A 25,934-nucleotide genomic window follows, 5' to 3' on the forward strand; every position below is an offset into this window, starting at 1 on the left:
CGACGATGCTCGATCTGGGACCGCAGGCACGCGAGGTGAAGGCACTGGTCGACGGGGTCCGTGACGACCAGCTCGCGGCGCCGACACCGTGCGAGACCTATTCCGTGCGGGAGCTGCTGGGCCATCTGTACGGTCTCAGCCAGGCATTCACCGACGCTGCCGCGAAGAACCTGGGCGCCGGCACGGACCAGGACCCCGGCGCGTCCCTTCCGCAGCTGCCGGACGACTGGCGCAGCCGTCTGCCCGTTCAGCTCGACGAGCTCGCCGCCGCCTGGCGCAGCGAGTCCGCCTGGGAGGGGGAGACGCAGGCCGGCGGCGTCACGCTGCCGGGGGAGCTCGCCGGTCTGGTCGCGCTGAACGAGCTCGTCCTGCACGGCTGGGACCTGGCACGGGCCACGGGGCAGGACTACCGCGGCGACCCCGGCAGCCTGCGGGCGTCGATCGGCATGCTCTCGGAGTCGCAGTCGGCCGAGGAGAGGGGCTCGATGTTCGGGCCCGTCGTCCAGGTGCCCGATGACTCCTCGCTGCTTGAGCGCGCCGTGGCCCTCGGCGGCCGCCGTCCGGACTGGAGGCCGGAGACCCGCTGATCCGGCGCGGAGAACGGAGCGCGCGGAGACGCCCGGCGCCCGGCCGGCAGCCTGCCGTGGGAGAGCGGAGGCGGCAAGCGGGGTAAGGACCGGGGGGAGGTGACATGACAAGCGACACGAACCCCCGGTCCGGAACCGCCCGCCGCTCCCGTCCTGACACACCATTGCTTGCCGGCATCGACATCGGGAGCACCCACTGCAAGGCGCTGCTCTGTACCCCCGACGGCACCGTGCTGGCCCGTGCCCACCGCGCCACTCCCGGCGATCCCGGTCAACACACCTACGACGCGGACGAGTTGACCGCAGCCGCACTCGGCGCACTCACCGACTGTGCCAGGGCCGCGGGCCGCGCTCCCACCACGATCGGACTGACCGGCATGGCCGAGACCGGTGTACCGCTCGACCGGCACGGGGCGCCGCTCGGACCCGTACTCGCGTGGGACGACCCGGCGCCCGCCGCGCATGCCGAAACGTTGCGCCGCAAGTACGGTGCGGCCGAACTGCACTCCCGCACCGGCGTGCTGCCCAGCCCCAAGGTCCCCCTGGCTCGCTGGTGCTGGCTGCGCGAACACCACCCGGAGCGGCTGAGCCGCATGCGGCAGTGGGCAGGCGCGGCCGACCTGGTGGCCCGCGCGCTGACCGGACGGGTGGGCACCGACGCCACGTTCGCCCAACGCAGCATGGCCTGGGAACCCGGAACGAACGGCGCCGCGGGACGGTGGAGCGCCGAACTGCTCGCCGAGGCCGGGCTGACACCCGCTCACATGCCGCACGTGCACCCGCCGGGCCGTCCCGTGGGAGCCGTCACCCGCGCCACGGCACGCCGTCTGGGGCTGCGCGCCGGCGCACACGTAGTCGTCGCCGGACACGACCATCTCGTCGGAGCATGGACCGCGGGCGCACGCAGCGCGGGGCTGGCGGCCGACTCCATGGGCACCGCCGAAGCGGTGCTCACGGTCTCGGCAGCGCCGCCGGACCGTCCCGCCGCGGCGGCGGAGGGAATGTCCTGGGGCCGTCACGCGGACGGCGAACACTGGGTCACCATCGCCGGGATGGCGAGTTCGGGGGCGCTGGTCGAGTGGTTCTGCGACCGCTTCCTCCACGGGCCCGGAACGAGACGGGCAGGCGGGCCGGCTGAATCAGCCGAACCCTCGGTCCGCTACGAGGAGTTCGCCCGTCTCGTCGAACGCTGCGGCCGCCGGCCGCACGGGTCCGCCCCAGCCCTGCCCAGCGGCATCACCGTCGAGCCCTACCTCCAGGGGCGCAGCGCGCCGCACCCCGACCCCGCCGCACGCCTCGCCGTGCACGGCATGGCCGCCCGCCACGGGCCCGCCGACCTGGCGCTCGCCCTGCTGGAGGGAGCGGCATACCAGGCACGCTGGATGGCCGACGTACAGGCGGAGCTGACGGGCTCCCCGCCGCAGGCGGTCACACTCCTCGGCGGCTCCACCCGGCAGCGCACATGGACCGCGCTGAAAGCCGCCGTCACGCCGTGGGCCACGGAGGTCTGCACCGAGCCCGAAGCGGCCGCCCTGGGAGCGGCTGCATGGGGCGGAGCCGCCATCGGCATCGCGCCCGCCGGTATCCGGCCCGCGAGCACGTCCGTACGAACCCACGGCCCGGCCGCCGCGGCACACCGCGACGCTTACAGGGACCGGTTCCTGCCCCGGGTGACCCGGCAGTCCACGGGCCCGCGTCGTCAGCACCCGCCGGAGAGACCGCAAGCGCCACAGGAAAGACAGGCAAGGCCGGAAGGAGAGGCAAGAGAGGCAGAAGTTCCCTGAGCGGGCCGCCGGTTCGCGCTCGCGTCGGACGGGGCGGGCGCCAGCGCGGCGGAGCGGACGGTCATCGTGGTGCTCAACTCACCGCGGTGATTGACGACCGCCGGTGCTCAACTCACCGCGCGGCGGCGGGACTTCCGGTCTCAGCCGCCGCAGTTGAGGTCCGACTGGCGCATGTGGCCCAGAGGTTCACCGGTGTCGGCGCGGAAGACGCGCCACAGGCGGACCGACTCCGTGGCGGCGACGTCCTCGCCTGCCCGCATGGTGCCGAGCAACTTGCTGCCGGCCCGGTCGGCCGCGTAGCGCGGCGCCTTGTCGTGCACCACCTCGCAGATCGCTCCCGCCTGCGCAGTGCCGCCGACGGAGGGGATGGCGATGGCGGCGACGGCGAGTGCGCAGGGTGCGGCGAGACGAACTGCCAGTTTCCGTTTCTTCATCCTTCTCCCCGTATCGGTACGGCTCGGTGCACATCTACACCACCATCGTGCCAACCCCTCACCCGGGCAGGCAGGTTCGGGGGTGGATTAGGCACTCCGTGCCACCCCGGCCGGCTCTGCCGCCGCCCTGCCGACGGCCAGGGCAGTGGCCATGATCGTCAGCTGTGGATTCACTTCCGGGCAGCTCGGAAGCGCGGACCCGTCGGCGATCACCACCCCTTGTACGCCGCGCAGCCGTCCCGCGGTGTCCGCCGGAGCGGTCTGCGGATCGGCGCCCAGTGCCACCGTGCCGGTGGGGTGAAAGGCCGACAGATGCAGCTGCTTGGCGCTCAACCCCCGCAGAAGCTCCCGGAGTTGATCCTGCGAGTACGCCTTCGGCGCGGCGGGGATTCCCGTGAGGACCTCGTCCGCGCCCGCCGCGAAAAGCACCCTCCCCATCGCCTCGACGGCGCGCATCAGCCGCTCCCCGTCCCGGCGGGCCAAGTCGTAGCGCAGCAGCGTACGCCTGGCTCCCAGGACTCGGCCCGACGGCAGGTCCGCGATCATAGCGCCCAGCGTGGCGAGCGACTCGGCGCCGTCCAGCTCCCGGCGCAGGGCGCGTCCCACCCCGGGAAGCACGAACGATCCCATGCCGGGCGGCCCGGCCGTGGCCTCGATGAGGATGCCGTCGTCGTGCAGCTCCTCCACGCCGACGCTCTGCAGCACGCCCCGCCAGGCGGTGACCGGCTCGGCGAAGCGTCCCGCCACGCTGGCCGCGGGATGGATCGCGAGATTGCGCCCGAGGCGGGGATGGCCGCCCAGCCCTGAGCGGCGCAGCAGCGGCGGCGAGTGCAGGGCGCCCGCGGCGACCACCACGAGCGGACTGAGGATCTCCAACTCGCTGCCGTCCGGGCGGCGTACGGCCACGCCGCACGCCCGCGGACCACCCGGGCGGTCCTTCTCGACCAGGATGCGCTGCACATACGCCTGGGTGACGATCCGCGCTCCCGCCGCGCACGCGTCGGGCAGCACCGACAGCTGCACGCTCTGCTTCGCTCCCGTCGGGCAGCCCACGACGCACTGGCAGGAGCCCTTGCAGCCGGTCGCGTTGCGGCGCAGCGGCGCCGCCTGCCAGCCGAGCCGTTCCGCTCCGAGCAGCGCGGTGCGCCCGTTGCGCCCGAGTACGTCGAGCGGGGCGGTGGCGACCTGCAGGGTGCGTTCGACCTCGTCGAGACATTCGCCGAAGGCGGCCCGGTCGGCGAAGGACAGCCCGTACGAATCGCGCCAGCGGGTCAGCACACGGTCCGGAGTGCGGTAGCACGTACCGGAGTTGACGACCGTGGTCCCGCCGACGGCGCGGCCGACTGGCAGCACGACGGGCGGGTTGCCCAGTGCCACGGTGCCGCCGCCGTCGCGGTAGAGCTCTCCGAAGCGGTCGAGGGGCGCGCGGCGGCCGAAGTCGGCGGTGGTGTGCCGCCGCCCCTCCTCCAGTACGAGGACCCTCATTCCGGCGCGCGCGAGCGTGCGGGCCGCGATGGCACCGCCCGCACCGGAGCCGATGACGACGGCGTCGGCCGAGGATCTGTCCGGCCACTCCACGGACGGCACGCAGTCCAGCGGCGGATCGTCGGGCGGCGGCGTCTGCCCGGTGGGCGCTGCCTGCCCGGTGGGCGCGGGCTCCTCGTGGAGCATCCGCTCCGTGCCGGCGGCGAGCATCACCGGCACCTTCACCGCGTCCAGCACCGGCAGCAGCGAGGGGCGGGCGGCGAGTGACGCCAGCACCGTCTCCCGCTCGTCAGGGGTGAGGCCGCGCATCCGGCGGCCGGTGCGGAGCGCGGCGTAGGCGTCGACCGCGGCTGCCGCGGCGCGGACACCGGCCCGCGCGGGTGCGGGCATCGTGCCGAGTACGGAGCCGAGGCGGCGCGGCACGGCGCCCGGCCAGCTCTTGCTGCCGTCGTCGGCGAGAAGCGCGGCGACGAGCCCGCCGAGCCGTTCGCGTCCGCCGTCACCGGGGCCGCTCATCGGTCACCCACCTCGGCGTGCGCCGTGCCGTCCAGCGACCACTCCGCTTCCTTGCGCCAGCGCCCCCACCACCGCTCCAGCAGGATGTGCGCGTCCGCCGTCTCGCTGTTGCGGCACACGGCGCCGCTCCCGTCGGGATCGGTGTAGTCGAGGGCCAGGGTGCGCTCCTCGGGCTGGGACACCTCGACCCGTATGCGGCGCAGTCCGCAGCGGCCCGTGACCGTCCAGGTGGGCAGCGACACACGCGCCTTGAAGCGTCCCGGCCCCGCCCAGCCGAGCGCGGTCCGCTCGGGCCGCCGGGGCCAGGTGCGGCCGTCCTTGCGCAGCCGCAGGAACACCAGCGGAGGCAGCCTCCGCAGCCCGGGGCGCATCGAGGTCGCAGCGACGATCTCCAGCACGTCACCCCCGCCGAGGTCCGCGTGCAGCCACGCCCAGCGGCGCGCGTTGCCGTGCCCGTAGATCCTCGCGGTCGCCCCGTGTGCGCCGTCCAGCCGCAACTCGCCGCCCTCATAGGCGAATGTGCCCGTGTAGGAGGCGCGGGGCGCCGGAACGATCTGCGCTGCCGGAAGCAGCTGCCGGCGCCAGGACCAGTGAGGGAAGGTGAACAGCGGCCCGTCCAGGGGACGTTCGGCCAGCTCCCAGCGGAACGGGCCCGCCGCGCCGCGGAGTCCGCCCGGCCCGGACTTGATGCCGTCGGCCGCGAAGCCCTCTCCGGCGGGCGGCGGCTTCCACGGCTCGGGCCCGAACCGCGCGTGCTCGACGGGCCCTTCGCCGTCGGCGGGGAAGCGGGCCACCCAGCCGTGCGCGTACGCGCCGGAGCCGTCGGACGGCGCGACGAGTTCGTGGTGCAGCCACAGCCCGGTGCGGGTGGCCGGGTCGGTGACGGTCGTGTACCAGACCTCCGTGCGACCCGGGGCGCCGTCCCAGCGCGGTGCGAGCTGGGCCGCCGCGCCGCCCCCGGCGCGGGGGAAGCGGAAGCTGGTGAGGAAGGGGAGGAGCTGTGTGGTGAGGGGGAAGCGCAGCGTTCCCGTCCCGGCGGCCCGTGCCCGGCCGCCCCCGTCATCGCTCCCTCCGTGCATCCCCGGCAGACCCTCGGCGCCGCCCTCTCTTTCTGCGTCGCCCTCGAAGAGCGAGAACGGGAGGAGCGTCATCGACTTCACCGGCCTGCCGAGGGATATCGACTTCCAGCCGTCGAGGACGTAGCGGCGGCTCCCCACCGTGAAGCCGATCCGGTAGCGGATGCGGCGCCGTGCGAGTGGCGAGATCTCCAGCTCGCCCGTGGCCCGGGCGTCGTCGGCCAGCCCGGCGATCCGTACCCTTCCGGTCACGACGGCTTCGGTGGTGCGGTGCGGGAGCAGCACGTCTTCGGCCCGTACGGACAGATCCAGGCGCATCGCCCGTGGTCCGCTCTCCCCGTCCAGAAGCACGGAACCGGACATGACCTCCGAGAACGCGGTCCCCCTGCCGGCGCCCATCAGGCGATCCCGAGGCCGTCGAGCATGATGCGTTCGGTGGCGGCGAGATAGGCGTCAGCCGCCTCACGTGCCCCCTTCGCGTCGCCCTCACCGACCGCCGAGACCACGGGCGCGAGCCGCGCGTGCGCCACATCCGGGTCGAGGAACGGCCCGACGAGATGGGCGCGCATCGGCACGTACGCGTTGAAGAGCGTGTTGGTCAGCAGCGTGTAGACACGGTTGCCGGTCGCGCGGGCGAGCGCACGGTGCACCTCGATGTCGGCGAGCTGCACGTCGCCGCCGCCCTCGGCCTGGCCGACGGCGGCGAGCAGTCCGCGCAGCTCCTCACGCTGCCGCGCCGTGGCCTTCACCGCGGCCCGCTCCGCGATCAACGCCCCGACGCTGCGCCGCACTTCGAAGATCTCGCCCAGCCATTCGGGGCTGTGCCGCACCAGCATGGGCAGGAGGTCGGCGCCGCCGAGCCGCACGAAGTCCCGTACGCGCGTGCCGACTCCGTGCCGGGTCTCGAGCAGCCCTGACTGCACGAGACGGCCGAAGGCGTGCTTGAGCGTGGTGCGTGTGACGCCGTAGCCCTCGGCCAGCTCGCGCTCGGGAGGCAGATAACTGCCCGCCGGATGGGACCCGGTGAGGATCTCCTCGCGCAGCTTGTTCTCCAGTACGTCGACGATCGTCTCGCGGGGGAGGGTCTCCACGGCCCGGCACCTTCCTCAACGGCTCTGTGTTCCTCAGTGACTCAGTGGATGAGCCACTGAATCACGTACAGTCCAGGGGGACAAGAGGTCTGCTGTGACGAGGACGGTCACGCGGGCCGAGGCGGCGAGCAGGAACCAGGGCTGCTGGACGCCCCAACGACCCCCCGGTTAACGTGCGTTAGCCATGCGCGGGTCCCCGGCCGAGGCCGACCGCGCGCATTCCCGACCCGCACAGTAGGAGCCCGCCGTGCCCGAACTGACCGCCCACGAGCTGCTGACCACCACCCGGAGCGTCCGCAAGCGGCTGGACCTTCAGCGGCCGGTGGACCCCGCCCTCGTCCGCGAATGCATCGAGACGGCCCTGCAGGCGCCCAGCGGCTCCAACGCGCAGCGCTGGCACTGGCTCGTCCTCACCGACCCCGAGGTCCGGCGGGAGGTGGGCGCGCTCTACCAGAAGTCGTGCCGCGCCTATCTCGACTCGCCGAACGCCGCCGGCCGCCTGTACGCGGACGACCCGGAACGCTCACGGGTGCAGGCCCGGGTCAACGACAGCGTGGCTCATCTGGCGGACCGCATGGGCGAAGTCCCCGTGCTGGTGATCCCGTGCCTCCAGCTCCCCTCCGAGACCCTTCCCGAGGGCAACCAGGCGGGCCTGTGGGGCTCCGTCCTGCCGGCGGCCTGGAGCTACATGCTCGCGGCCAGAGCACGTGGCCTCGGCACCGCCTGGACCACGCTGCATCTGCGGTACGAGGACGAGGTCGCCCGTGTCCTCGGCCTCCCGGCGAACGTCCGCCAGGCCGCCCTCATCCCGACCGCCCACTACACGGGCGACACCTTCAAGCCGGCGCCCCGTGCGCCCCTGTCGGAGGTGCTGCACGAGAACGGCTGGTGATCTTCGCCCGCGACGGCGAGCCCCCGAACGGCCCTCCGGCCGGCGACGTGTCACCGTCGCCGGCCGGAGTCCGCGGTGTCCCAGTGCGGGGAGGTCAGCCGGGTGGGCCGTTCATTTCCATGGCCTGTGACTGTGACATGCCCTGGCGAGGACACCGCACCCAGCCGGCGATCAGCTGCACCTGCTGATCGCACCCTTGAGCGTGACGTAGTAGGCGCTGACGTATCCCGTCCGGAACTCGTTCTCATCCCGGACCCGGTACCAAGTCGTGTTGCCGTGGACGTTCTCGCCCGGCACCCAGCAGGAGAGCGGGACCTGGGTGTCGGGACCGAACCTCGCGACCTCCGTGGCGGTGGTCCTCGGCGCGCTCCGCTCCGAGAGATAGGCGACGTTCCTGTGCACCGTGCCGTACGGCTCCCTCGGGGCGGTTGCTTCGTCGCCTTCGCCGGCTCCGGGGTCGCCGGAGATGTCTCCCCGGCCGTCCACCTTGTTGTGGTTCCCCAGCACCAGCTGGTTGTTGTCTCCCTTCACGACGATCTTGTGGCCGCCCTTGTGGTGACCACCGTCTCCGTACCCGTCGTTGGCCTGGGCGACCGCGGTGCCCCCGCCTGCCAGGGCCAGTGCCGCCAGCAGTGCCACACCGATCTGCGTCCTGTTCGTCTTCACATCCGTTCCCTTCAGTGAATTAACTACAGTGAAGGGAAGGTATATGTACATAAATGCCTATAGGACTATTGATCCGATCGTGAGCGCGCCACTGCCGGGATCAGCCAGGTCGCGTCGCGGTGGGCTCCCGTGAAGGCGTACGGACGGGATCAGCGGTGTGACGAGTGAGCGTCAGCGCTTGGGCCAGTGCCAGGGCGGCTCGTCCAGCGGACCTTCGCGGCCTGCGACGTCCGTCCGGCCGGACTCGTCCTTGAACAGCTCGACCGAATTCAGTTCGAGCCGCCTGCGCACGGCCTCCCGGTCCATGTGCCGGGCGAGATCCGCCGCGTGTGTGACCACGACGATCTGCGTGTCCTGTGCCGCGGCAACGATCAAGTCGGCGAGCGGCGGGAGCAGTTCGGGATGGAGGCTGGCCTCGGGCTCGTTGAGGACGAGGAGCGCGGGCGGGCGCGGCGTGAGCAGCGCCGCCGCCCACAGCAGATAGCGCAGGGTGCCGTCGGAGAGCTCGGCGGCGCTGAGCGGCCGGAGCATGCCCGGCTGCTGGAGCCCCAGCTCGAACCGTCCGCCCTGGCTTTCGATACGCAGCGCACTGCCGGGGAACGCCGCGTCGACGGTCTCTTCCAGGGCCTTCCGGTCTCCCACCTCGCGGATCGTCTGTAGCGCGGCGGCCAGGTCGGCTCCGTCGTGACTGAGCACGGGTGTGCGTGTGCCGATCTGTGCGCTCCGGGCCGGTGCCTGTATGTCGGTGCGTACGTGGTCGTAGAACCGCCAGGACCTGATGTGCTCCCGCAGCCGCAGCAGGTCCGGCGCGAGCTGGGGATCGGCGAACTCGCTCAGCATGCTGTCGTACGGACGCAGTTCTCCCGCTGAACGGTGCCAGTCGCCGTCCGCCGTACGGGTCCGCACGGCGGGGCCCTTGCGCTCCGAGAGCACCGCGGCCGGACGGAGAACGGGGCCGGCCCAGGTGGACTCGGCCTTGATCTCCGGATCCAGGTCGAAGAGGCCGCTTTCAGGGTCGGAGGGGGAACCGACAGGTATGGGGTGCCCGAAGTCGACGGCATATCCGAACTCGTCACCGGCGAAGCCGAGCCGCAGACCGACCGGTCCGTTGCGGCCCGCGCCCTGGGCGGGGGACTCCGTCCCCGCCCACAGCGTGGAACGCAGCCCGCCCTCGCGCGCCAGCGCCGCGACGGCACCGCCCCGTGCGGCGTCGGCGAGCAGCCGCAGCGAGCGGTAGAGGCTGGACTTTCCCGTGCCGTTGGCGCCGGTGACGACGTTCAGTCTCCCGAGCGGCAGGATGAGGCGGCTGAGTGAGCGGTAGTTCTCGACAGCGAGAGTGGTGATCATGTGGGGGCTCTCAGGTTCGGTCCGGTGGTACTCCGGACAGTGTGGCCCCCGGGTCCGACAACGGCCCCGCGCTACCCCTTGCGGCCCAGCCCGCAGAGCGAAGCGATGTCGGCGGGCGAGTCGGTGACCTCGCCCTCGGGGCGCCATCGCGGGCCGGGGACCACGCCGGGCTCGACGAGTTCCAGGTCCGCGAAGAAGTCCCGGACCTGCCCCTCGCCGAGAAGCCGGTAGGGGACGCCGCCGTGCTCACCCACGCGCCGCTCCGCCTCGACCAGATCCGGGTCGCCGTCGGTGCCGGTGTACAGCGCGAGATGGCTGCCCGCGGCCAGGCCGTCCAGCAGGCCGCGCGTGATCGAGAGGGCCTTGGCGTGCTCCGGCACGTGCCCGACGATGCCGAACATGATCAGCCCCACCGGCCGGGACAGGTCGAGTGTCCGCGCGGCGCCTTCCAGGATCGGCGCGGGGTCGTTCACGTCCGCGTGCAGGTAGTCGGTGGCGCCCTCCGGTGAGGAGGTCAGCAGCGTACGGGCGTGCGTCAGCACCAGCGGGTCGTTGTCGACGTAGACGATGCGGCTCTCGGGCGCGATCCGCTGGGCGATCTCGTGGGTGTTGTCGGCGGTGGGCAGCCCCGTGCCGATGTCGAGGAACTGCCGGATGCCGGCCTCGGATATCAGATACCGCACGGTGCGGCTGAGCAGCGCACGGCTGGTCCGCGCGATGTCCACGATGCCCGGGTAGGCCTCGCGTGCCTGCTCGCCGGCCTTCCGGTCGGCCTCGTAGTGGTCCTTGCCGCCGAGCCAGTAGTCCCACATCCGTGCCGAGTGCGGCACGCTGCTCGAGATCTGCGGTACGTCACGGCTGACGATCAGCGGCGCGTCACCCTGGGCCTCGCCCGTGCCGTCGGCATCGCCTGCCATCTCCCCACGCTCCTCACTGTGTCGGCGGTCACGCGATGCTAACGCAACGCCGTGCTGCGGCAGTTGCTCGTACGGAGACGGCCTGCGCCGGTGCACGCGGCCACTGCGGACACTGAGCGGGTACGTATGCTGACTGCCCGACAGACGAGGGCGCGTCGGAACGATGCTGGGGGAGACATGAACGCCGGGATATGTACGACGGGGCTCCGCGGGCCGGGCCGCTCCACTCACCGTGACGCCGGGCAGCGCCTTGTCCCGTTCGCGGCCGGAAGCTGAGCCGCCGCCGTGTCCGGTGAGGTGAATTCGTCTCCCTTCTCCGTCACCCTGCGGGTACTTCTGGGCCTGATGGGCGCAGGGGTGTTCGGTACGGGGGTGCTCGCGGTGTTCACCACGGAGAACGGCACGGGGACCGGGGTGCTGCTGATCGTCGGCAGCGCTCTGCTCGTCGTCGCCCTGCTCGGGAACCGCATCGAGAGCCTCGAGTTCGGGGGCGCCAGGCTCAAGCTCCGCGCAGCCGCCGCCGAGAGGTTCGCGCTGGCGGAGGAGTCCGCGCGCCGGGGCGACGCCGACGCGGCGGACCGGCTGCGCGCGGAGGCCCAGGCACTGCTCGACGCCGCCAGTCCGCTCGCCGCCGAGTACCGCTCGGTGCGCGGCTCGATGCGTGCGGGCCCGGAGCGTACGCGCCTGATGTCGGGGATCGTCGCCCGGGCCCGCCAGGCCGCCACGGAGCAGTCCTTCGAACCGGAGGAGGTCCTGCGCTGGTTCCAGGAGGGCAGCGAGGAGAAGCGCATCACCGCCCTGGGAATGATGCAGGCCGAGCCCCGGCTGCGGAACTTCGAAGCCGCGCTGGCAGGGATCGAGCACTCGCGCAGTGCCTTCGAGCAGTTCCACGCGCTGGCTGTCGCCTCGCAGATGCTCGACGGCCTGGACGAGGCACAGCGCAGGCGGCTCGTCGAGGCAGTCGAGTCCCAGGGAAGCCGGCGCTTCCGGCACGACTCCTCGCGCTGGGACCTCGCTCAGCAGATCCTGCGGCGTGCGGCCGAGCACCCGGACACCCGGGGAGAGTGAGCACCCCGTCGCGCGGCAGGCCCCGCGCGACGGGGGACGGCGACCGCCCGGGCAGCGTCAACTCGGCGGCGGGGGACGGCAGAAGGACGAGCGGGGCCCGGCCGCATCCGGCCGGGCCCCGCTGACTCCGGGCTCCGGGCCCGGCTTCGGCTGCGTCCGCGCTACAGCTCCTTGATGCGTACGTCCCGGTACGAGATCACGTCCGTGACGCCGTGGACCTGCAGGCCGATGTAGCCCGAGGCGTAGCGGCGGCCGTCGGTGCCGGGGTCGTCGTCCCGGGGCGGCTGGAAGACCTGCCCGCCCGAGTTGTCGAACTCGTTGATCAGCTCTCCGTTCCGGTAGACCGAGTAGTGCTGGCCGACGACCTTGATCTCGTAGTCGTTCCAGGTTCCCTTCGGCGTGACGCCCGCGCCGGCCAGGCCGACCCGGTCGAAGCCGTACACCGAGCCCGTCTTGTACATGTCGCCGTCGGGACGGTCGAGGATCTGCAGCTCGTGCCCGAACTTGATGGCGACCCACTCGGGCCGCGGCTCCTCCGGGTTGTCGTGGACGTACGGGAAGCGGGCGAAGACACCGGAGTTGGCGTTGCCGTCACCCGGGGCGTCGTCCCGGAACTGCAGCTTCAGTGAGTAGTCGGAGTACTTCCGCTTCGGATACCACAGCATGCCCATGCCCTCGGCCTCGGTGCTGCTGGTCATGCTGCCGTCGCCGTTCAGGCCGAAGGCGCCGCCGCCGACGTGCTGCCAGCGGTCGAAGGACTCCTTCGTGCCGTCGAAGAGCTTCTTGTAGCCGGTCTGCTGCCCGGGCTCTCCGATGCCCGAGTCCTTCGCCGCCCGGTTGATGAGTTTCCGCTCCCGGGCGTCGAGCACCTTGTCCTTCAGCAGCGCGCCGGTGACCTCCGTGACGTGCTTGAGGAACAAGGCGTGCGAGGACCAGTCCTTCTCGTCCTCGATCAGCTCGCCCACGGTGCAGCGTTCGGGCGTCATCCGGTTCGGGACGCCGGTGTCGATGTCGCCGACGAAGACCGTTTCCCGCTCGTCGTACTCGGGGCAGTCCGGGGCGGGTACGCCGCCGCCGGGCACCACGTCGAAGGACTCGGCGACGGCCTGCGAGGTGTTGCCCGCCTTGTCGGTGGCGCGGTGGGCGACGCTGTGGTGGCCCGTACGGTCCACCACGACCGGATCGGTGTACGCGAGGAACGGGCCGCCGTCGAGGGAGTATTCGACCTTCTCCACGCCCGAGCCCTCGTCCGTGGCCGTGAGCGTCACCGTGGCCTTGCCGATGTAGTCCCCGTCGGAGTTGCGTTTCCCTTCCGTCTCAGCCGTCGTCTCCGGCGGCGTGGTGTCCTCCTCGGGCTGCTCCACGACCGTGAACTCCACCGACTTGGTCCCGGCCGCGTTGCCTGCCTTGTCGGTCGCCTTGTAGCGGACGGTGTGCGTGCCCGGCTCGTGCACCATGACCGGCGCCGTGTACGGCTGGAACTCGCCGTCACCCAGGGCGAATTCGATGGTGTTGACGCCCGATCCCGCGTCGGACGCCGTGACCGTGACCGTGGCCATGCCGATGTAGGCGCCGCCGTCGTCCTGTTCGCCGTCGACGGTCGCGGACGTCTCGGGAGGTGTCGTGTCGTCCGTGTCCGGTGCGACCACGGTGAACTCGGCCGTCTTCTCCTCCGCGACGTTGCCCTCCTTGTCCGTGGCTCTGTAGCGGAAGATGTGCGCGCCGACCTCGTGCACCATCACCGGCTCGGTGTAGGCCTGGTAACCGCCGTCGCCCAGGGCGTATTCGACCGTCTCGACGCCGGATCCGGCGTCGGAGGCGGTGACGGTGACCGTGGCCATGCCCACGTACTCGCCGTCGGCGTTCTGGTCGCCGGCCACCTTCGCCGACGTCTCCGGCGGCGTCGTGTCATCGCCGCCGCCGCCGTCGGTGACGACGAGAGTGCCCTGCATCTGGCCGTGTCCGGGGATCGTGCAGTGGTACTTGTACGTCCCGGGCGTCAGGGTGACCTCGACGGAATGCTTGCCGCCCTGCGCGTCCGAGGGGTTGGCGAGGATGTCGACGTCGACGTCGTCGTTGTAGTCGGGGTCGCTGGTGACGAACGTCAGCGTGTGAGGCATGGAAGTGGTGTTGCCCGTTGCCTCGCTGTTCTCGAACTCGATCGTCGCCGCCCCCGCCACCGCCGTCGCCGGCGCCGAGGTGTAGCGGGTGATGTCGTCCGACGCGGTCCACCGCAGCAGCTGTTCGGCCGCCGGACCGGCGCCGCCCGAAGGCGGGGCCTGCTGCCCGTAGGCAGGCGCGGAGGTCAGGCCCAGCACCATCAGCAGCGCCGCGAACAGCGCCGTAACAGCGGTACGGAGGGCACGCCGCCGGCGGGCGGCCGGTGTCCTGCCCCTGCGTGCGGAGGTGCGTGTTCGTGCGCCCGTGTTCATCGTGACGCCCCCTTCGCGGACTTGCCGACCACGTCGCCGGCCGCCGGAGTGGCCTTGCCGCCCTTGTAAGTGACGTGCCACAGCGCGGACTTGTGATCGGAGGTGAAGAACCCCCGCCCGTAATCGAGGACGTAGAGGGAACCGTCCGGAGCGAACTTCCAGTCCATCAGGTTGCGGATGCCGTCCTCGCCGATGGGGATGATCTTGCGGAGGCTCTCGGCGTGGACCGGCAGCGCCCCGGGCTCGTCGCCGTCCGGCATCACCACGGCGTGCCGCGGCTGCTCGGAGTCGTAGAAGTCGCCGACGAACCACTTGCCGTCCCAGTAGGCGGGCCATTTGTCCTTCGAGGCGACGTCCGCGTCGAAGCGGTAGACGGGGCCGTTCATCGTGGCCTGGCCGCCGCCCTTGAGCCACGGCAGCCTCAGCTCCTGCTCGTCGAGCTTGTAGCTGGGGACGCCGTTCTCGTCGCGCGGATAGTCGGGACCGCCGCCCTGGGGCGAGTACCAGATGTTGTTCGGCTGCGCGGGCGGGATGTTCACCAGCCCGTCGTTGTTGGGGGATTCATTCTTGAGGTTGTCGCAGTCGTACCAGTCCAGCGGCTTGTCCGGGTCCGGCAGGTTGCGGTCGCGGTACGGCTGCTTGTTGCCCATGCAGTACGGCCAGCCCTGGTTGCCGGCCTTCGTGATGCGGGCGAAGGTGTCGTACTTGGCGGGCCCCCAAGTGGTGCTGGGCTCACCGGCGTCGGGGCCGACCCAGCCGGCATACAGGACGTCGGTCGCGGGATCGATGGAGATACGTGCGGGGTTGCGCACGCCCATCACGTAGATCTCTCCGCGCGTCTTGCCGCCGCCCTCGTCGGTCTCCTTCCCGGTGAAGAGATTGCCCTCGGGAAGGGTGTAGGTCCCGTCGTCCTCCGGGTGGATGCGCAGGATCTTGCCGTTGAGATTGTTGGTGTTGCCCGCGGTACGGCGCGCGTCGGCGAAGGAGACGCCCTTGAAGGCGGGTTCGGGGTTGTTGCCCGAGTAACCGTCGCTGAACCGCGAGGAGTTGTTGTCGCCGGTGGCGATGTAGAGATTCCGTTCGGAGTCGAAGGCCATGCCGCCGCCGGCGTGGCAGCAACTGTGTACCTGCACGGGCCACTTGAGCAGGACCTTCTCGGAGGACTCGTCGAGCTTCCCGGTACCGGGGTCCACGGTGAAGCGGGAGACGCGGCGTTCGGCCATGTGCTCGTCCCGGTCGAGCTGCGAGTGCGGCGTCCAGTGCAGATACATCCACCCGTTGTCGGCGAAGTCCGGGTCGAGGGCGATGCCCAGCAGACCCTCCTCGACCTTGACGAGCTCGTCGCCGCCGCCCTTGTTGCCGAACACGGTCAGAGAGCCCACGAGTTGGACCTTCTTCGTGGCCGGGTCGTACACGTGGACCGTGCCCTGGCCCTTGCCGATCTCCGGGTTCTCCCAGTCGGTCACCACGGGCGCCTCTGCGTCACCGCCGCCGCGTCCGATGTAGAAGATCCGTCCGTCGTCGGCGGTGACGAGTCCGTGCGGCTCGCCGATCTGGTCGGACTGGCCGGGCTGATTCGGTGAAGTGACCCGTTCCGCCGCGTAGTTGGAGGTGATGGTCGCCTTGCAGTCCGCACGTGCCAGGCGCGTCGTCCACAGCAGCGCGCCGCGCAGATGGGTGCGGAAGTCGGCTTCCTGGAAGCTGTCGGCGGTGCCGCCCATGCCGGTGTAGAAGGAGCGGCCCCCGTCGTAGTCGCGGCACCAGGAGACCGGGTGGTCCCAGCCCATCGCGCCCTCGCCGGGGTCGTAGCTCTTCTCCCGTACGCGGGCGACGGTGTGCACCGAACCGCTCGGGTTCTCCTGCCAGTTGAGCCACTTGTCGGGGCGCTTCCACTCCGCCGGCAGACCCTTGGTGGCGGGGTTGCGGCGGTCGCCGGTCTCGACCGTCGCGCGCTGTGCGGTGCTGGGGCTGTCCGCCGCGGGACGCGCGCCGACCAGGCCGGAGTACCACTCGGAGTACGGTTCCGCACGCGCCGCGTCGTGGACGCCGAGGAAGCCGCCCCCGGCCTCCATGTAGCTCTCGAGGCCCGCTTCCTGCGCCGGATCGAGCACGTCCCCGCCGCCGGTGAGGAAGACGACCGCGTTGTACCGGCCGAGCTTCTCGGAGGTGAACACCGACGGGTCGGCGGTCGCCGTGATCGTGAAGCGCTGGGCCGCGGGACCGCTGCGGCCGATCTTCTCGATGGCCTCGATGCCGGCCTCGACGGTGGGCGGTTCTTCCCCGGCGGACCCGTGGAAGACCAGCACGCGGACGTCCTCCCCGCCCGGCGGGCTGGGGAGCCGGAGTTCGGGAACGGCCGGTTCGGGTGGCGTGCCCGCGAGGGCCGGGGTGCCGCCGAGCAGGGAGGCCGAGACGGCCCCTGCCAGCAGCGCCGCGAGCCACGTACGCCGGGACGCTCGCCGGAACCTGAGCCGCCTGCTGCACAGCCCCCTCAGGTGTGAGGGCTTTTGATGCGGTTCGAGCCGCATGACTGATCCACCCCTCTTAAGTCACCGAAACGACGAAGAAGTTAGACCTCTTTCGGTGGAACGCCAAGAGCTATGACCGCAATTCAACGAACTTTGTCCTGGATATGGATAAACGACGCCCGTAGCGCTACGGTCCTTGTCGGCTCAACCTCAATGTCCAGGCGCGCAGGGCCAGTTCAGACGTCCAGGCCGGGCGCGCGCAGCCAGACAGGCAGACAGGCACCCAGGCAGCCCCGGCAGACGCCGAAGGGAGACCGATGTCCGAGAGGTCCGGCAGCCCCCTCGCCCGCCGCAGTTTCAGCAGGCGGCTTCTCGCCGGTTCGGCGGCGGCCGCGCTCGGCCCGGCCGTGCTCAACTCGCCGCCCGCCGCCGCGGCTTCCGCCGCTGCGGCGCCAGCGGCAGCAGCCGCCGTCCGCCGGGCAGGCCCCGGCGGCGAGGTCCGCCACATGAAGCTCTACGCACAGAGGCTGGCGGACGATCAGATCGGATACGGCCTGGAGAAGGGCAAGGCGACGGTCCCCGGCCCGCTCATCGAACTGATCGAAGGGGACACCCTCCACATCGAGTTCGAGAACACCACGGACACCACCGTCAGCCTCCACCCCCACGGCGTGGACTACGACAGGGCCAACGACGGCACCAAGATGAACGACAGCGTCGTCGAACCGGGCGGGACCCGCACCTACACCTGGCGGACCCACGCCCCCGGCAAACGGAAGGACGGCACGTACCGCCCCGGAAGCGCCGGCTACTGGCACTACCACGACCACATCGTCGGCACCGAGCACGGCACGGGCGGCATCCGAGCGGGCCTGTACGGACCGCTCGTCGTGCGCAGGGAGGGCGACATCCTGCCGGACGCGCAGTTCACCGTCGTCTTCAACGACATGACCATCAACAACCTGCCCAAGGGGCCCGACTTCAAGGTCACCGTGGGAGACCGCCTCGAGATCATCATGATCACGCACGGTGAGTACTACCACACGTTCCATGTGCACGGGCACCGCTGGGCCGACAACCGTACGGGCCTGCTGGAGGGTCCGGGGGACCCCAGCCGGGTCATCGACAACAAGATCACAGGCCCTGCCGACTCCTTCGGCTTCCAGATCATCGCGGGGGAGGAGGCGGGCGCCGGAGCGTGGATGTACCACTGCCATGTGCAGAGCCACTCCGACATGGGCATGGCCGGGCTGCTGCTGGTGGCCAAGCCGGACGGCACCGTGCCCGGCCATGACGACCACCCCCACTGACAACCCCTGCGTGCGCCCCGGGTGTCTGAGGTGTGCTAAGTTGTGCGGGTTGCAGTTTTGGTACCCATTACTTTGTGCGCCTGACGGTTGTGACCATCAGGCGCATTTCTGTTTTCCGGTGTTTCTGGATGGGGTCAGGGCGGCGACGGAGTTCCGCGAGGTGCGGCACTCCAGTTTTGCCTCAGAAGGAGATCGACATGGCATCCGGCACCGTGAAGTGGTTCAACTCGGAAAAGGGCTTCGGCTTCATCGAGCAGGAGGGCGGCGGCGCCGACGTCTTCGCTCACTACTCGAACATCGCCGGCCAGGGCTACCGGGAGCTCACCGAGGGCCAGAAGGTGAACTTCGACGTCACGCAGGGCCAGAAGGGCCCGCAGGCGGAGAACATCACCCCCGCCTGACCCGCGAAGACATCTGACGGGGCCCGCACCGGACGGTGCGGGCCCCGTTTTCATGCACGCGTACCGCGAGAGACGGATCGCTTTCCCAGCGCGTCGGACTCCCGGTCTCCGGGTTACGCGGGCCTCCAGCGGGACGGCCCTTAACGGGACGCGCCCCGCCCGCCGTCCGGTGTCACATAGATGCGGTAGCCCGGCAGTTCGCGCAGCGGCGCCGACGGCCAGTCGCGGGCCCAGCTCGGCGGCGGGCGGTGATTGCGGGTGGTGACGGCCATCGGCTCGTGCCGCAGGGCGAGGCGGCGCAGACCGTCGGCGGTGATGCTCATGTCGTGACCGTTGGACTGGCGTGAGCTGCAGCCCGCGTAGTGGCTCATCGGCACCGCCAGCGGGCCCGTGACCGTGCACGGGCGGCGCAGCCCGAGCCGGTGCATGGTGTCAGCGGCCTCCGTGAGCTTGGCCGTCATGTTGTGGTTGCGTTCCAGCACCGCGCCCAGCACCTGGTATTGGACACCGAAGTGGCTGCCCAGCAGCAGCGCCGGCAGCAGGATCAGCAGCAGCGGGCGGCGCCCGTTCGGCCCTTGGGTCAGGGCCCGCCGTACGCACTCGCCGACGGGAAGCGCCAGCAGCGCGTAGGAGGGCAGCAGGAAGCGGGGAGCCGCGTAGCCCATGAGGAAGAGGTAGGGCACGGCGAGCACGACGGCGGTCACGGTCGCCAGTACGGCGGTGTCCCTCCGCCCGGCGCGTACGGCGGCGGTGATGCCGGCCCCTGCCAGCAGGGGCAGCGCGAACCACCACACCGCGGTCTGCGGCTCCTCCCAGGCCATGTCGCACGGGCGGCACAGCATCCTGCCCTGCAGGGCGCGCACATGGTCGCCGATCGCGATGTTCCAGCCCATGCCGCCCTGGATCTCGCTGGCCCTGTGCAGCCGTGTGAGGAGCCCTCCGTACGCCGTGTACGCCTCGACGATCCAGGGGGCCGCGCCGAGCACCGCGCCCCCGGCCAGTGCGGCGAAGAGCGCGGGGCGGCGCCATGCCCGTACGACGAGGGCGGCCGCGGCGAGGGCGAGCACCAGCCAGGCGGCGTCGGGCGGACGCATCACCGCCACCACGCACACGGAGATCCCGAGCCCGGCCAGGGCTCGCCGGTCGCTCTCCCGGCGAGCGAAGCGCAGGAAACAGCCGGCCGCCGCCAGCGAGCCGAAGGCGCACCACAGGTTGGGCATCGCCTGAGGCCCGTAGTAGAGGCTGACCCACAGCCCGGCGAAGAGGGCTCCGCCCCAGGCGAGCACCGGGACGGGGAGCAGCCGGCGCCAGATCCACAGGGCGGCGAGCAGCGCCGCCCCGGAGAGCACGGCGAGGAAGACGCGCAGGAGAGTGGTCGAGGAGGTGAACGAGACGAGGGGCGCCACGAGGTAGGAGACGCCGCGTGCGCGGGGAGCGCTGAAGTAGGCGACGGGGTCCTCGGCGTCGACCTGGCTGACGTAGACCGACTCGTCCCAGCCGAGTCCGGCGCCCGGCAGCACGAGAAGGATCTGCGCCAGGGTGTAGAGCGCCGCGACAGCCCCGAGGTGGAGCAGGGGACGGCCCGACGGCCCGGGCCCGTAATCGGGGAGGCGCTTGAGGCGGTCGGTGACTGGTGCGCTCGGAGCTGCAGGCAGCACGTACATGGCCGAACCTCGTCCCGCTTGTGAAACCTGTGAAACCGGCAGGTGGATCTGTGGGCGAGATCTATGCGTAGCACCCGGTATGTCGGTTTTGCGGTAATGGTGGCCCCGGCCCGGTCACTCACGGACGGGCGCATACGATCGCCTGTATGAGTTCTTCAGCACCGTCCGCGCGCATAGCGGTGATCGGCGGCGGCGCGGTCGGCGGCCTCACCGCCGCCTTCGCCCAGGAGGCCGGTCACGACGTGACCCTCTGCCTGCGGGCACCGCTCGGCGAACTGACGCTCGACACGGACGGTGAAGTGCTCCGCCCGGACCTGCGTTTCGTCACCTCACCGGAAGAAGCGGCCGAACACGACTGGGTCTTCCTGACCACCAAGGCCCAGGACACCGAGGGCGCCGCGGCCTGGCTGAACGCCCTGTGCGGGCCGCGCACCGTCGTCGCCGTCATCCAGAACGGCATCGACCACACCGAGCGCGTCGCACCGCTGCTGCCTCAGGGCGCGGAGGTCCTGCCGACGCTTGCCTACATGGCAGTCGAGCGGGTCGCTCCCGGCCGGATCGTGCACCACTTCTCCAGCGAACTGCACGTCCCCGAGGGCCCGTCTGCCGAGCGGTTCGAAGCCCTCCTCGCGGGCAGCAGGCTGACGGTCCGCGGCGTCCCGGACTTCCGTACGGCGGCATGGCGCAAGCTGTTCACCAACGTCGCCGCCAATCCGCTGACCGCGCTCCTCAAGCAGCGCATGCACATCCTCAGCGACCCCGAGATGTACCTGCGCGCCGAGGAGATCCTCATGGAGGCGCTCGCCGTCGCACAGGCGGAGGGTGCGCAGGTGGAGGAGAAGGACGTGCAGCGGGCGCTGCGGTCGAACCTCGCGGTGGGGCCCGAGGGCGGCACCTCCACCTTCTACGACCGGCTCGCCGGACGGCCCCTGGAGCACGAGCACATCACCGGTGCGGTGGTCCGCGCGGCGGACCGGCACGGCATCGCGGCGCCGCTCAACCGGCTGCTGCTGGCCATGCTGCGCGCCGCGGACCGTGAGCTGCGCGAAGGCTGACAGCGGCGCGAAGTGCGCGTGGTCCGGCCGGGCCGCCCGGCGGGGTGGCGGGCGGTGGGTGCGGACCGGTTCAGCGGGTGCCGCGGCGGGAGTCGGCGGCGGGCCCGCGCAGGCGTTCCATCTCGCGCCGGTCCCGCTTCGTCGGGCGCCCGGCGCCACGGTCGCGGCGGCCGGCCGGTGCGACGGCCTCGCGCGGCGGCGGGGGCGGGCTGTGGTCGGTGTAGCACTCGACGGCCACCGGTGCGCCGACCCGCTTGCGGATGATGCGGGAGACCACGACCACGCGCTCCCGGCCGGACTGCCGTACCCGCACCTGGTCGCCCGCGCGCAGCGCATGCGCGGGCTTGACGCGTTCGCCGTTCACCCGGACATGACCGGCGCGGCATGCCGACGCGGCCGTCGAACGGGTCTTGGTGAGCCGTACGGACCAGATCCACACATCGACCCGTACGGTCCCTGCGTCTTCAGCCATGACCCCGACTCTAGGGCGGACATGCCCGAGGCCGCCGCCCCTCGGGTCAGCGGCGTGCGAGGCGGCGCTCGCCGCCGGAGCCCGTCTCGTAGTCGAGTTCGTAGTGCTCGAAGACCGCGCGCTCGTCCTCCGCGGGCAGCTCGCCGTCGGTCTCGATCGAGGGAGCGGCGCGTACGTCGTTCTTGCCGTAGGCGACCCGTACGTACTCCGGGCCGACCGTCGCTCCCGTGAGCGGCACGAAGACCAGCTTGCGCCGCGTGGGCATGCCCGTGGTGAGGGTGGCGAAGAAGGGCTGGTCGGTGCGTGTATCGACGTAGACCGCCTCCAGTTTGCCGATCTTGCTGCCGCCGGGATCGACCACGTCACGGTCCCGCCACTCACGGATGTCGCCTGCCTCGAACATCTCCGGCCATCCCTCCGCACTTCCGGTCGGACGGCGGGTGCCGCACCGCCGATGCCACCAGCGTGCCGCATACGCCCAGGTTTGGCACCGGGCGGTCGGGTGGTACTGGGGCGGGGTGGATTTTCAGCTCACCCTCCGGGTCGACGGCGAAGCACGGTCCCTGACCGTCGACACACGCACCACGCTCCTCGACACCCTGCGCGACCGGCTGTCCGTCACATCCCCGAAGAAGGGCTGCGACCACGGCCAGTGCGGTGCCTGCACGGTGCTGCTCGACGGGCGGCGCGTGCTCAGCTGCCTGACCCTCGCCGTCGCCCACGACGGAGCGGAGGTGACCACGGCCGGCGGCCTCGCCTCCGCGGACGGCGAACTCCACCCGCTCCAGCGGGCGTTCCTCGACCACGACGGCTTCCAGTGCGGCTACTGCACACCGGGACAGATCTGCTCGGCGGCGGGCATGCTCGCCGAAGCGGCCGCCGGTCACCCCAGCGCGGTCACGGCGGCCGCCGACGACGGGCCGGACAGTCAGGGCGGCCCGGACGGTACGGTCGCGCTCAGCGACGACGAGATCCGCGAGCGCATGAGCGGGAACCTGTGCCGCTGCGGCGCGTACGTGAACATCGTCGCCGCGATCCGGGAGGTGTCCGCGAAGTGATCCCCTTCGACTACGCCCCCGCCTCCGACCCGGACAGCGCCGTCGCGGCCGTCACCGCACGTCCCGGCGCCGCCTACCTCGGCGGCGGAACCAACCTCGTGGACCACATGAAGCTCGGCGTCGCCACGCCCGATCTCCTCGTCGACGTGACGCGGCTGCCGCTCGACCGGATCGAGGAACTGCCCGACGGTGGCCTGCGCATCGGTGCCACCGTCCGCAACAGCGACCTCGCCGCGCATCCGGCGGTGCGCAGGCGCCATGCCGTCCTCTCCCAGGCGTTGCTGGCCGGCGCCTCCGGCCAGCTGCGCAACTCGGCGACCACCGCCGGGAACCTGCTCCAGCGCACCCGCTGCGGCTACTTCCAGGACGTGACCACGCCGTGCAACAAGCGTGAACCCGGAACCGGTTGCGCGGCGGTCGGCGGCTGGAACCGGCATCACGCAGTGCTGGGCGCCTCCGAGCACTGCCTCGCGGTGCACCCGTCCGACATGGCCGTGGCCATGAGCGTCCTCGACGCCGTGGTGACCGTGCTCGGCGAGGACGGCGAACGGCGGGTCCCGCTGGGGGAGTTCCACCGACTGCCCGGTGACTCACCCGAGCAGGACACCGTCCTCGCTCACGGCGAACTCGTCACGTCGGTCGAACTCCCGCCGCTGCCCGCCGGAGCACGCTCGGGCTATCTGAAGGTGCGGGACCGCGCGTCGTTCGCCTTCGCGCTCGTCTCCGCCGGTGCCGTTCTGGCCGTCGAAGACGGCAGGGTGCGCGAGTCACGCATCGCGTTCGGCGGTCTCGCGCACAAGCCCTGGCGGGCCACGTACGCCGAAGAGGCGCTGCGCGGAGCCGCCGCGACGGACGAGGCCTTCAGGGAGGCGGCGGACGCCGAACTCCGGCACGCCCAGCCGCTGCCCGGCAACGCCTTCAAGATTCCGATGACGCGCAACACGCTCGCCGCGCTGCTGCGGGAGCTAGCAACGGAGGTGCGGTCATGAGCCGGACGGACGACGGCGGGTCCGCACACGCCACGCAGCCCTCCGAACCGCTGAAACCGCTCGACATCCGTTCCGTGGGCACCTCGCCGCAGCGTCTGGACGGTCCCGGGAAGGTCACCGGCACGGCACGCTACGCCTGGGAACACCCCCTGGCCGCCCCGCTGTACGTGCATCCCTTGCAGGCGGCCGTCGCCCGCGGACGCGTCGTGGTGATGGACACCGGTCAGGCGGAGGCACTCGACGGGGTCCTCGCCGTGCTCACCCCGTACAACGCTCCGCGGCTGGCCGACACGGGCGACGCCGAGCTGGCCGTGCTCCAGTCCGAAGAGGTCGCCTTCCGCGGCCAGTTCATCGGCGCCGTCGTTGCGGAGACCGCGGAGGTGGCGCGGCACGCCGCCCAGCTCGTCGCCGTCGAGTACGAACAGCTGCCGCACGACACGGAGTTGAGCACCGGCCGGTCCGATCTCTACCGCCCCGAGGTCGTCAACCCCACTTACCCGACCGACACCGAGGACGGCGATGCCGAAGCCGCATTCGCCGCCGCGCCCGTGACCGTCGACGTGACGTACAGCACGCCCATGGAGCACAACAACCCGATGGAGCCGCACACGTGCGTCGCCGTCTGGGAGGTGCCCGAAGCGCCCGGCTCGCAGCCCCGGCTGACGCTGTACGACTCCACCCAGGGGGCCCACCAGGTCAGGAAGACCCTCGCGCCGCTCTTCGAACTCCCGCCGGAGAGCGTGCGGGTGGTCTCACCGCACGTCGGCGGCGGCTTCGGCTCGAAGGGAATGCCCCACGCGCACGACGTCCTCGCCGTGATGGCGGCCAAGGTCTCCGGCGGCCGCCCCGCGAAACTGGCCCTGACCCGGCAGCAGATGTTCTCCCTCGCCGGGCACCGCACTCCCACGGTGCAGCGTCTGCGGCTCGGCGCGGACAGCAGCGGCCGGCTGACCGCCCTCTGCCACGACGTCATCGAACAGACTTCCAGGATCAAGGAGTTCGCGGAGCAGACCGGCGTCGCGAGCCGGATGATGTACGCCGCCGAGAACCGCAGCACCAGCCACCGGCTGGCGGCGCTCGACATCCCCGTACCGTCGTGGATGCGGGCCCCGGGCGAGGCCCCCGGCATGTTCGCAGCGGAAGCGGCCATGGACGAACTCGCCCTCGCCTGCGGCATCGACCCCGTCGAGCTGCGCGTACGCAACGAACCCGGGACCGACCCGGAGAGCGGCCGCCCGTGGTCGGGCAGGCACCTCGTCCAGTGCCTGCGCACGGGAGCCGAACGCTTCGGCTGGGACCGGCGCACCGGACCCGGCACCCGGCGCGAGGGCGACTGGCTGATCGGCATGGGCGTCGCGAGCTCCACCTACCCCGCATACGCCTTCCCCGGATCTGTCGCCGAGATCGAACGCCGCGCGGACGGCGGCGGCGGTCCCGGCGGATACGCCGTACGCATCGGCGCGGCCGACCTCGGCACCGGCACGTGGACCGCGCTCACGCAGATCGCGGCTGACGCCCTCGACTGCCCTCTCGGCGAAGTGCACCTGGAGATCGGCGACACCGACCTGCCCTCCGGCACCGTCGCCGGCGGCTCCTCCGGCATCAACTCCTGGGGCTCCACCGTCGTGGCCGCCGCCCGCGCCTTCCGGGAGGAGCACGGCGCCGCCCCCGCGCCCGGTGCGCGGACCCGTGCCTCCATGCCCTCCGACCCCGCCCTGCGGAACTACGCCGCGCACTCCTTCGGCGCCCAGTTCGCGGAGGTCCGCGTGCACACCGGCACCGGGGAGGTCCGGGTGCCGCGCATGCTGGGCGTCTTCTCCACCGGGCGCATCATCAACCCCCGTACCGCACGGTCCCAGTTCATCGGCGGCATGGTCATGGGAATGTCGATGGCGCTGTTCGAGGAGAGCGTCTTCGACCACGGCACCGGTCACGTCGTCAACCACGACTTCGCGCAATACCACGTCCCCACCTGCGCCGACGTGCTCGACATCGACGCCGTGTGGCTGGACGAACCGGACCTGCACGCCAACCCCATGGGCGCGAAGGGCATCGGTGAGATCGGCATCGTGGGCTCGCCGGCCGCCGTGGTCAACGCCGTGCACAACGCCACAGGAATCCGCGTCCGCGACCTGCCGGTCACACCGGACAAGCTTCTCCGGTCCTGAAACGCACCGGCGCGCCGGACACGAGCCGCGACGTCCGGCCGGCGCGCGCCGGTC

22 protein-coding genes are annotated in these 25,934 nt (G+C 71.5%); 10 read left to right on the forward strand and 12 right to left on the reverse strand.

Annotated features, from left to right (window positions below; translation table 11 throughout):
• Positions 1-5 precede the first annotated feature (5 nt).
• On the forward strand, positions 6-587 hold the full coding sequence (locus tag AN215_RS05460) for a TIGR03086 family metal-binding protein (protein ID WP_070010316.1): 582 nt from the start codon (positions 6-8) through the stop codon (positions 585-587).
• Positions 588-691: 104 nt separating this feature from the next.
• The gene (locus AN215_RS05465) at positions 692-2,371 is read left to right on the forward strand and encodes an FGGY-family carbohydrate kinase (RefSeq protein ID WP_079122710.1); all 1,680 of its coding nucleotides are present in this window, start codon (positions 692-694) and stop codon (positions 2,369-2,371) included.
• A 140-nt stretch (positions 2,372-2,511) separates the two neighbouring features.
• Here AN215_RS05465 and AN215_RS05470 read toward each other — a convergent pair whose 3' ends face one another.
• The 4 genes from AN215_RS05470 to AN215_RS05485 form a co-directional block, all read right to left on the reverse strand.
• Positions 2,512-2,805, reverse strand: coding sequence for a hypothetical protein (locus AN215_RS05470; protein WP_070009945.1), 294 nt, complete (start codon positions 2,803-2,805; stop codon positions 2,512-2,514).
• 87 nt (positions 2,806-2,892) lie between these two features.
• Positions 2,893-4,806, reverse strand: a complete 1,914-nt coding sequence (locus AN215_RS05475) for a GMC family oxidoreductase (protein ID WP_070009944.1) — start codon at positions 4,804-4,806, stop codon at positions 2,893-2,895.
• Positions 4,803-6,281 carry a tocopherol cyclase family protein gene (locus AN215_RS05480; RefSeq protein WP_070009943.1) on the reverse strand — a complete coding sequence of 493 codons (1,479 nt, stop codon included), beginning with the start codon at positions 6,279-6,281 and terminating at the stop codon, positions 4,803-4,805. The genes AN215_RS05475 and AN215_RS05480 overlap by 4 nt, the downstream gene beginning before the upstream one ends.
• Entirely contained in the window at positions 6,281-6,973 is a 693-nt protein-coding gene (locus AN215_RS05485; protein ID WP_070009942.1) for a FadR/GntR family transcriptional regulator, read from the reverse strand. The genes AN215_RS05480 and AN215_RS05485 overlap by 1 nt, the downstream gene beginning before the upstream one ends.
• A gap of 247 nt (positions 6,974-7,220) precedes the next feature.
• Between AN215_RS05485 and AN215_RS05490 the strand changes: the two genes are divergently transcribed.
• Positions 7,221-7,865, forward strand: a complete 645-nt coding sequence (locus AN215_RS05490) for a nitroreductase family protein (RefSeq protein WP_216093812.1) — start codon at positions 7,221-7,223, stop codon at positions 7,863-7,865.
• 171 nt (positions 7,866-8,036) lie between these two features.
• On the opposite strand, the gene AN215_RS05495 is transcribed toward AN215_RS05490, so the two are convergent.
• The 3 genes from AN215_RS05495 to AN215_RS05505 form a co-directional block, all read right to left on the reverse strand.
• Positions 8,037-8,531 (reverse strand): hypothetical protein, encoded by a 495-nt coding sequence (locus AN215_RS05495; RefSeq protein WP_070009941.1) that lies wholly within the window; start codon positions 8,529-8,531, stop codon positions 8,037-8,039.
• Between the two features lie 171 nt (positions 8,532-8,702).
• Positions 8,703-9,878, reverse strand: coding sequence for an AAA family ATPase (locus AN215_RS05500; protein WP_070009940.1), 1,176 nt, complete (start codon positions 9,876-9,878; stop codon positions 8,703-8,705).
• Between the two features lie 71 nt (positions 9,879-9,949).
• Entirely contained in the window at positions 9,950-10,795 is an 846-nt protein-coding gene (locus AN215_RS05505; protein ID WP_079122711.1) for an SAM-dependent methyltransferase, read from the reverse strand.
• Between the two features lie 285 nt (positions 10,796-11,080).
• Here AN215_RS05505 and AN215_RS05510 point away from each other — a divergent pair, with 285 nt between their 5' ends.
• On the forward strand, positions 11,081-11,863 hold the full coding sequence (locus AN215_RS05510) for a hypothetical protein (protein WP_070009939.1): 783 nt from the start codon (positions 11,081-11,083) through the stop codon (positions 11,861-11,863).
• A gap of 161 nt (positions 11,864-12,024) precedes the next feature.
• Here AN215_RS05510 and AN215_RS05515 read toward each other — a convergent pair whose 3' ends face one another.
• Positions 12,025-14,184, reverse strand: a complete 2,160-nt coding sequence (locus AN215_RS05515; protein ID WP_245694300.1) for an OmpL47-type beta-barrel domain-containing protein — start codon at positions 14,182-14,184, stop codon at positions 12,025-12,027.
• Positions 14,185-14,291: 107 nt separating this feature from the next.
• Entirely contained in the window at positions 14,292-16,823 is a 2,532-nt protein-coding gene (locus tag AN215_RS05520) for a ThuA domain-containing protein (RefSeq protein ID WP_079122713.1), read from the reverse strand.
• A 257-nt stretch (positions 16,824-17,080) separates the two neighbouring features.
• Here AN215_RS05520 and AN215_RS05525 point away from each other — a divergent pair, with 257 nt between their 5' ends.
• Together AN215_RS05525 and AN215_RS05530 are read left to right on the forward strand one after the other, a co-directional pair.
• Positions 17,081-18,073, forward strand: coding sequence for a multicopper oxidase domain-containing protein (locus AN215_RS05525; protein WP_070009938.1), 993 nt, complete (start codon positions 17,081-17,083; stop codon positions 18,071-18,073).
• Between the two features lie 197 nt (positions 18,074-18,270).
• Entirely contained in the window at positions 18,271-18,474 is a 204-nt protein-coding gene (locus AN215_RS05530; RefSeq protein WP_070009937.1) for a cold-shock protein, read from the forward strand.
• A gap of 140 nt (positions 18,475-18,614) precedes the next feature.
• Here AN215_RS05530 and AN215_RS05535 read toward each other — a convergent pair whose 3' ends face one another.
• On the reverse strand, positions 18,615-20,138 hold the full coding sequence (locus AN215_RS05535) for a hypothetical protein (RefSeq protein ID WP_245694253.1): 1,524 nt from the start codon (positions 20,136-20,138) through the stop codon (positions 18,615-18,617).
• A gap of 146 nt (positions 20,139-20,284) precedes the next feature.
• Here AN215_RS05535 and AN215_RS05540 point away from each other — a divergent pair, with 146 nt between their 5' ends.
• Positions 20,285-21,193 carry a 2-dehydropantoate 2-reductase gene (locus AN215_RS05540; protein WP_070009936.1) on the forward strand — a complete coding sequence of 303 codons (909 nt, stop codon included), beginning with the start codon at positions 20,285-20,287 and terminating at the stop codon, positions 21,191-21,193.
• 70 nt (positions 21,194-21,263) lie between these two features.
• Here AN215_RS05540 and AN215_RS05545 read toward each other — a convergent pair whose 3' ends face one another.
• Together AN215_RS05545 and AN215_RS05550 are read right to left on the reverse strand one after the other, a co-directional pair.
• Entirely contained in the window at positions 21,264-21,665 is a 402-nt protein-coding gene (locus AN215_RS05545; protein WP_070009935.1) for an RNA-binding S4 domain-containing protein, read from the reverse strand.
• A 46-nt stretch (positions 21,666-21,711) separates the two neighbouring features.
• Entirely contained in the window at positions 21,712-22,068 is a 357-nt protein-coding gene (locus tag AN215_RS05550) for a PRC-barrel domain-containing protein (protein WP_070009934.1), read from the reverse strand.
• Positions 22,069-22,183: 115 nt separating this feature from the next.
• Here AN215_RS05550 and AN215_RS05555 point away from each other — a divergent pair, with 115 nt between their 5' ends.
• From AN215_RS05555 to AN215_RS05565, 3 genes are read left to right on the forward strand one after another with little or no spacing between them, the layout of a single operon-like run.
• Positions 22,184-22,723, forward strand: a complete 540-nt coding sequence (locus AN215_RS05555; protein ID WP_070009933.1) for a (2Fe-2S)-binding protein — start codon at positions 22,184-22,186, stop codon at positions 22,721-22,723.
• Positions 22,720-23,712 (forward strand): FAD binding domain-containing protein, encoded by a 993-nt coding sequence (locus AN215_RS05560; protein ID WP_070009932.1) that lies wholly within the window; start codon positions 22,720-22,722, stop codon positions 23,710-23,712. Before AN215_RS05555 ends, AN215_RS05560 begins: the two co-directional genes overlap by 4 nt.
• Complete coding sequence (locus AN215_RS05565; protein ID WP_070009931.1) at positions 23,709-25,880, forward strand: xanthine dehydrogenase family protein molybdopterin-binding subunit; 2,172 nt, start codon at positions 23,709-23,711, stop codon at positions 25,878-25,880. The genes AN215_RS05560 and AN215_RS05565 overlap by 4 nt, the downstream gene beginning before the upstream one ends.
• The last annotated feature ends 54 nt before the right edge of the window (positions 25,881-25,934 follow it).

Origin of the sequence: Streptomyces abyssalis (assembly GCF_001751365.1) — a bacterium.
Lineage (GTDB): Bacteria > Actinomycetota > Actinomycetes > Streptomycetales > Streptomycetaceae > Streptomyces > Streptomyces abyssalis.

What these genes read in the sequence shown, in the direction of transcription:
- AN215_RS05460 (WP_070010316.1), top strand. Translation starts at nt 6, where the DNA reads ATGCTCGATCTGGGACCGCAGGCACGCGAGGTGAAGGCACTGGTCGAC.
- AN215_RS05465 (WP_079122710.1), top strand. Translation starts at nt 692, where the DNA reads ATGACAAGCGACACGAACCCCCGGTCCGGAACCGCCCGCCGCTCCCGT.
- AN215_RS05470 (WP_070009945.1), bottom strand. Translation starts at nt 2,805, where the DNA reads ATGAAGAAACGGAAACTGGCAGTTCGTCTCGCCGCACCCTGCGCACTC.
- AN215_RS05475 (WP_070009944.1), bottom strand. Translation starts at nt 4,806, where the DNA reads ATGAGCGGCCCCGGTGACGGCGGACGCGAACGGCTCGGCGGGCTCGTC.
- AN215_RS05480 (WP_070009943.1), bottom strand. Translation starts at nt 6,281, where the DNA reads ATGGGCGCCGGCAGGGGGACCGCGTTCTCGGAGGTCATGTCCGGTTCC.
- AN215_RS05500 (WP_070009940.1), bottom strand. Translation starts at nt 9,878, where the DNA reads ATGATCACCACTCTCGCTGTCGAGAACTACCGCTCACTCAGCCGCCTC.
- AN215_RS05505 (WP_079122711.1), bottom strand. Translation starts at nt 10,795, where the DNA reads ATGGCAGGCGATGCCGACGGCACGGGCGAGGCCCAGGGTGACGCGCCG.
- AN215_RS05515 (WP_245694300.1), bottom strand. Translation starts at nt 14,184, where the DNA reads ATGGTGCTGGGCCTGACCTCCGCGCCTGCCTACGGGCAGCAGGCCCCG.
- AN215_RS05520 (WP_079122713.1), bottom strand. Translation starts at nt 16,823, where the DNA reads ATGCGGCTCGAACCGCATCAAAAGCCCTCACACCTGAGGGGGCTGTGC.
- AN215_RS05525 (WP_070009938.1), top strand. Translation starts at nt 17,081, where the DNA reads ATGTCCGAGAGGTCCGGCAGCCCCCTCGCCCGCCGCAGTTTCAGCAGG.
- AN215_RS05530 (WP_070009937.1), top strand. Translation starts at nt 18,271, where the DNA reads ATGGCATCCGGCACCGTGAAGTGGTTCAACTCGGAAAAGGGCTTCGGC.
- AN215_RS05535 (WP_245694253.1), bottom strand. Translation starts at nt 20,138, where the DNA reads ATGTACGTGCTGCCTGCAGCTCCGAGCGCACCAGTCACCGACCGCCTC.
- AN215_RS05540 (WP_070009936.1), top strand. Translation starts at nt 20,285, where the DNA reads ATGAGTTCTTCAGCACCGTCCGCGCGCATAGCGGTGATCGGCGGCGGC.
- AN215_RS05545 (WP_070009935.1), bottom strand. Translation starts at nt 21,665, where the DNA reads ATGGCTGAAGACGCAGGGACCGTACGGGTCGATGTGTGGATCTGGTCC.
- AN215_RS05550 (WP_070009934.1), bottom strand. Translation starts at nt 22,068, where the DNA reads ATGTTCGAGGCAGGCGACATCCGTGAGTGGCGGGACCGTGACGTGGTC.
- AN215_RS05565 (WP_070009931.1), top strand. Translation starts at nt 23,709, where the DNA reads ATGAGCCGGACGGACGACGGCGGGTCCGCACACGCCACGCAGCCCTCC.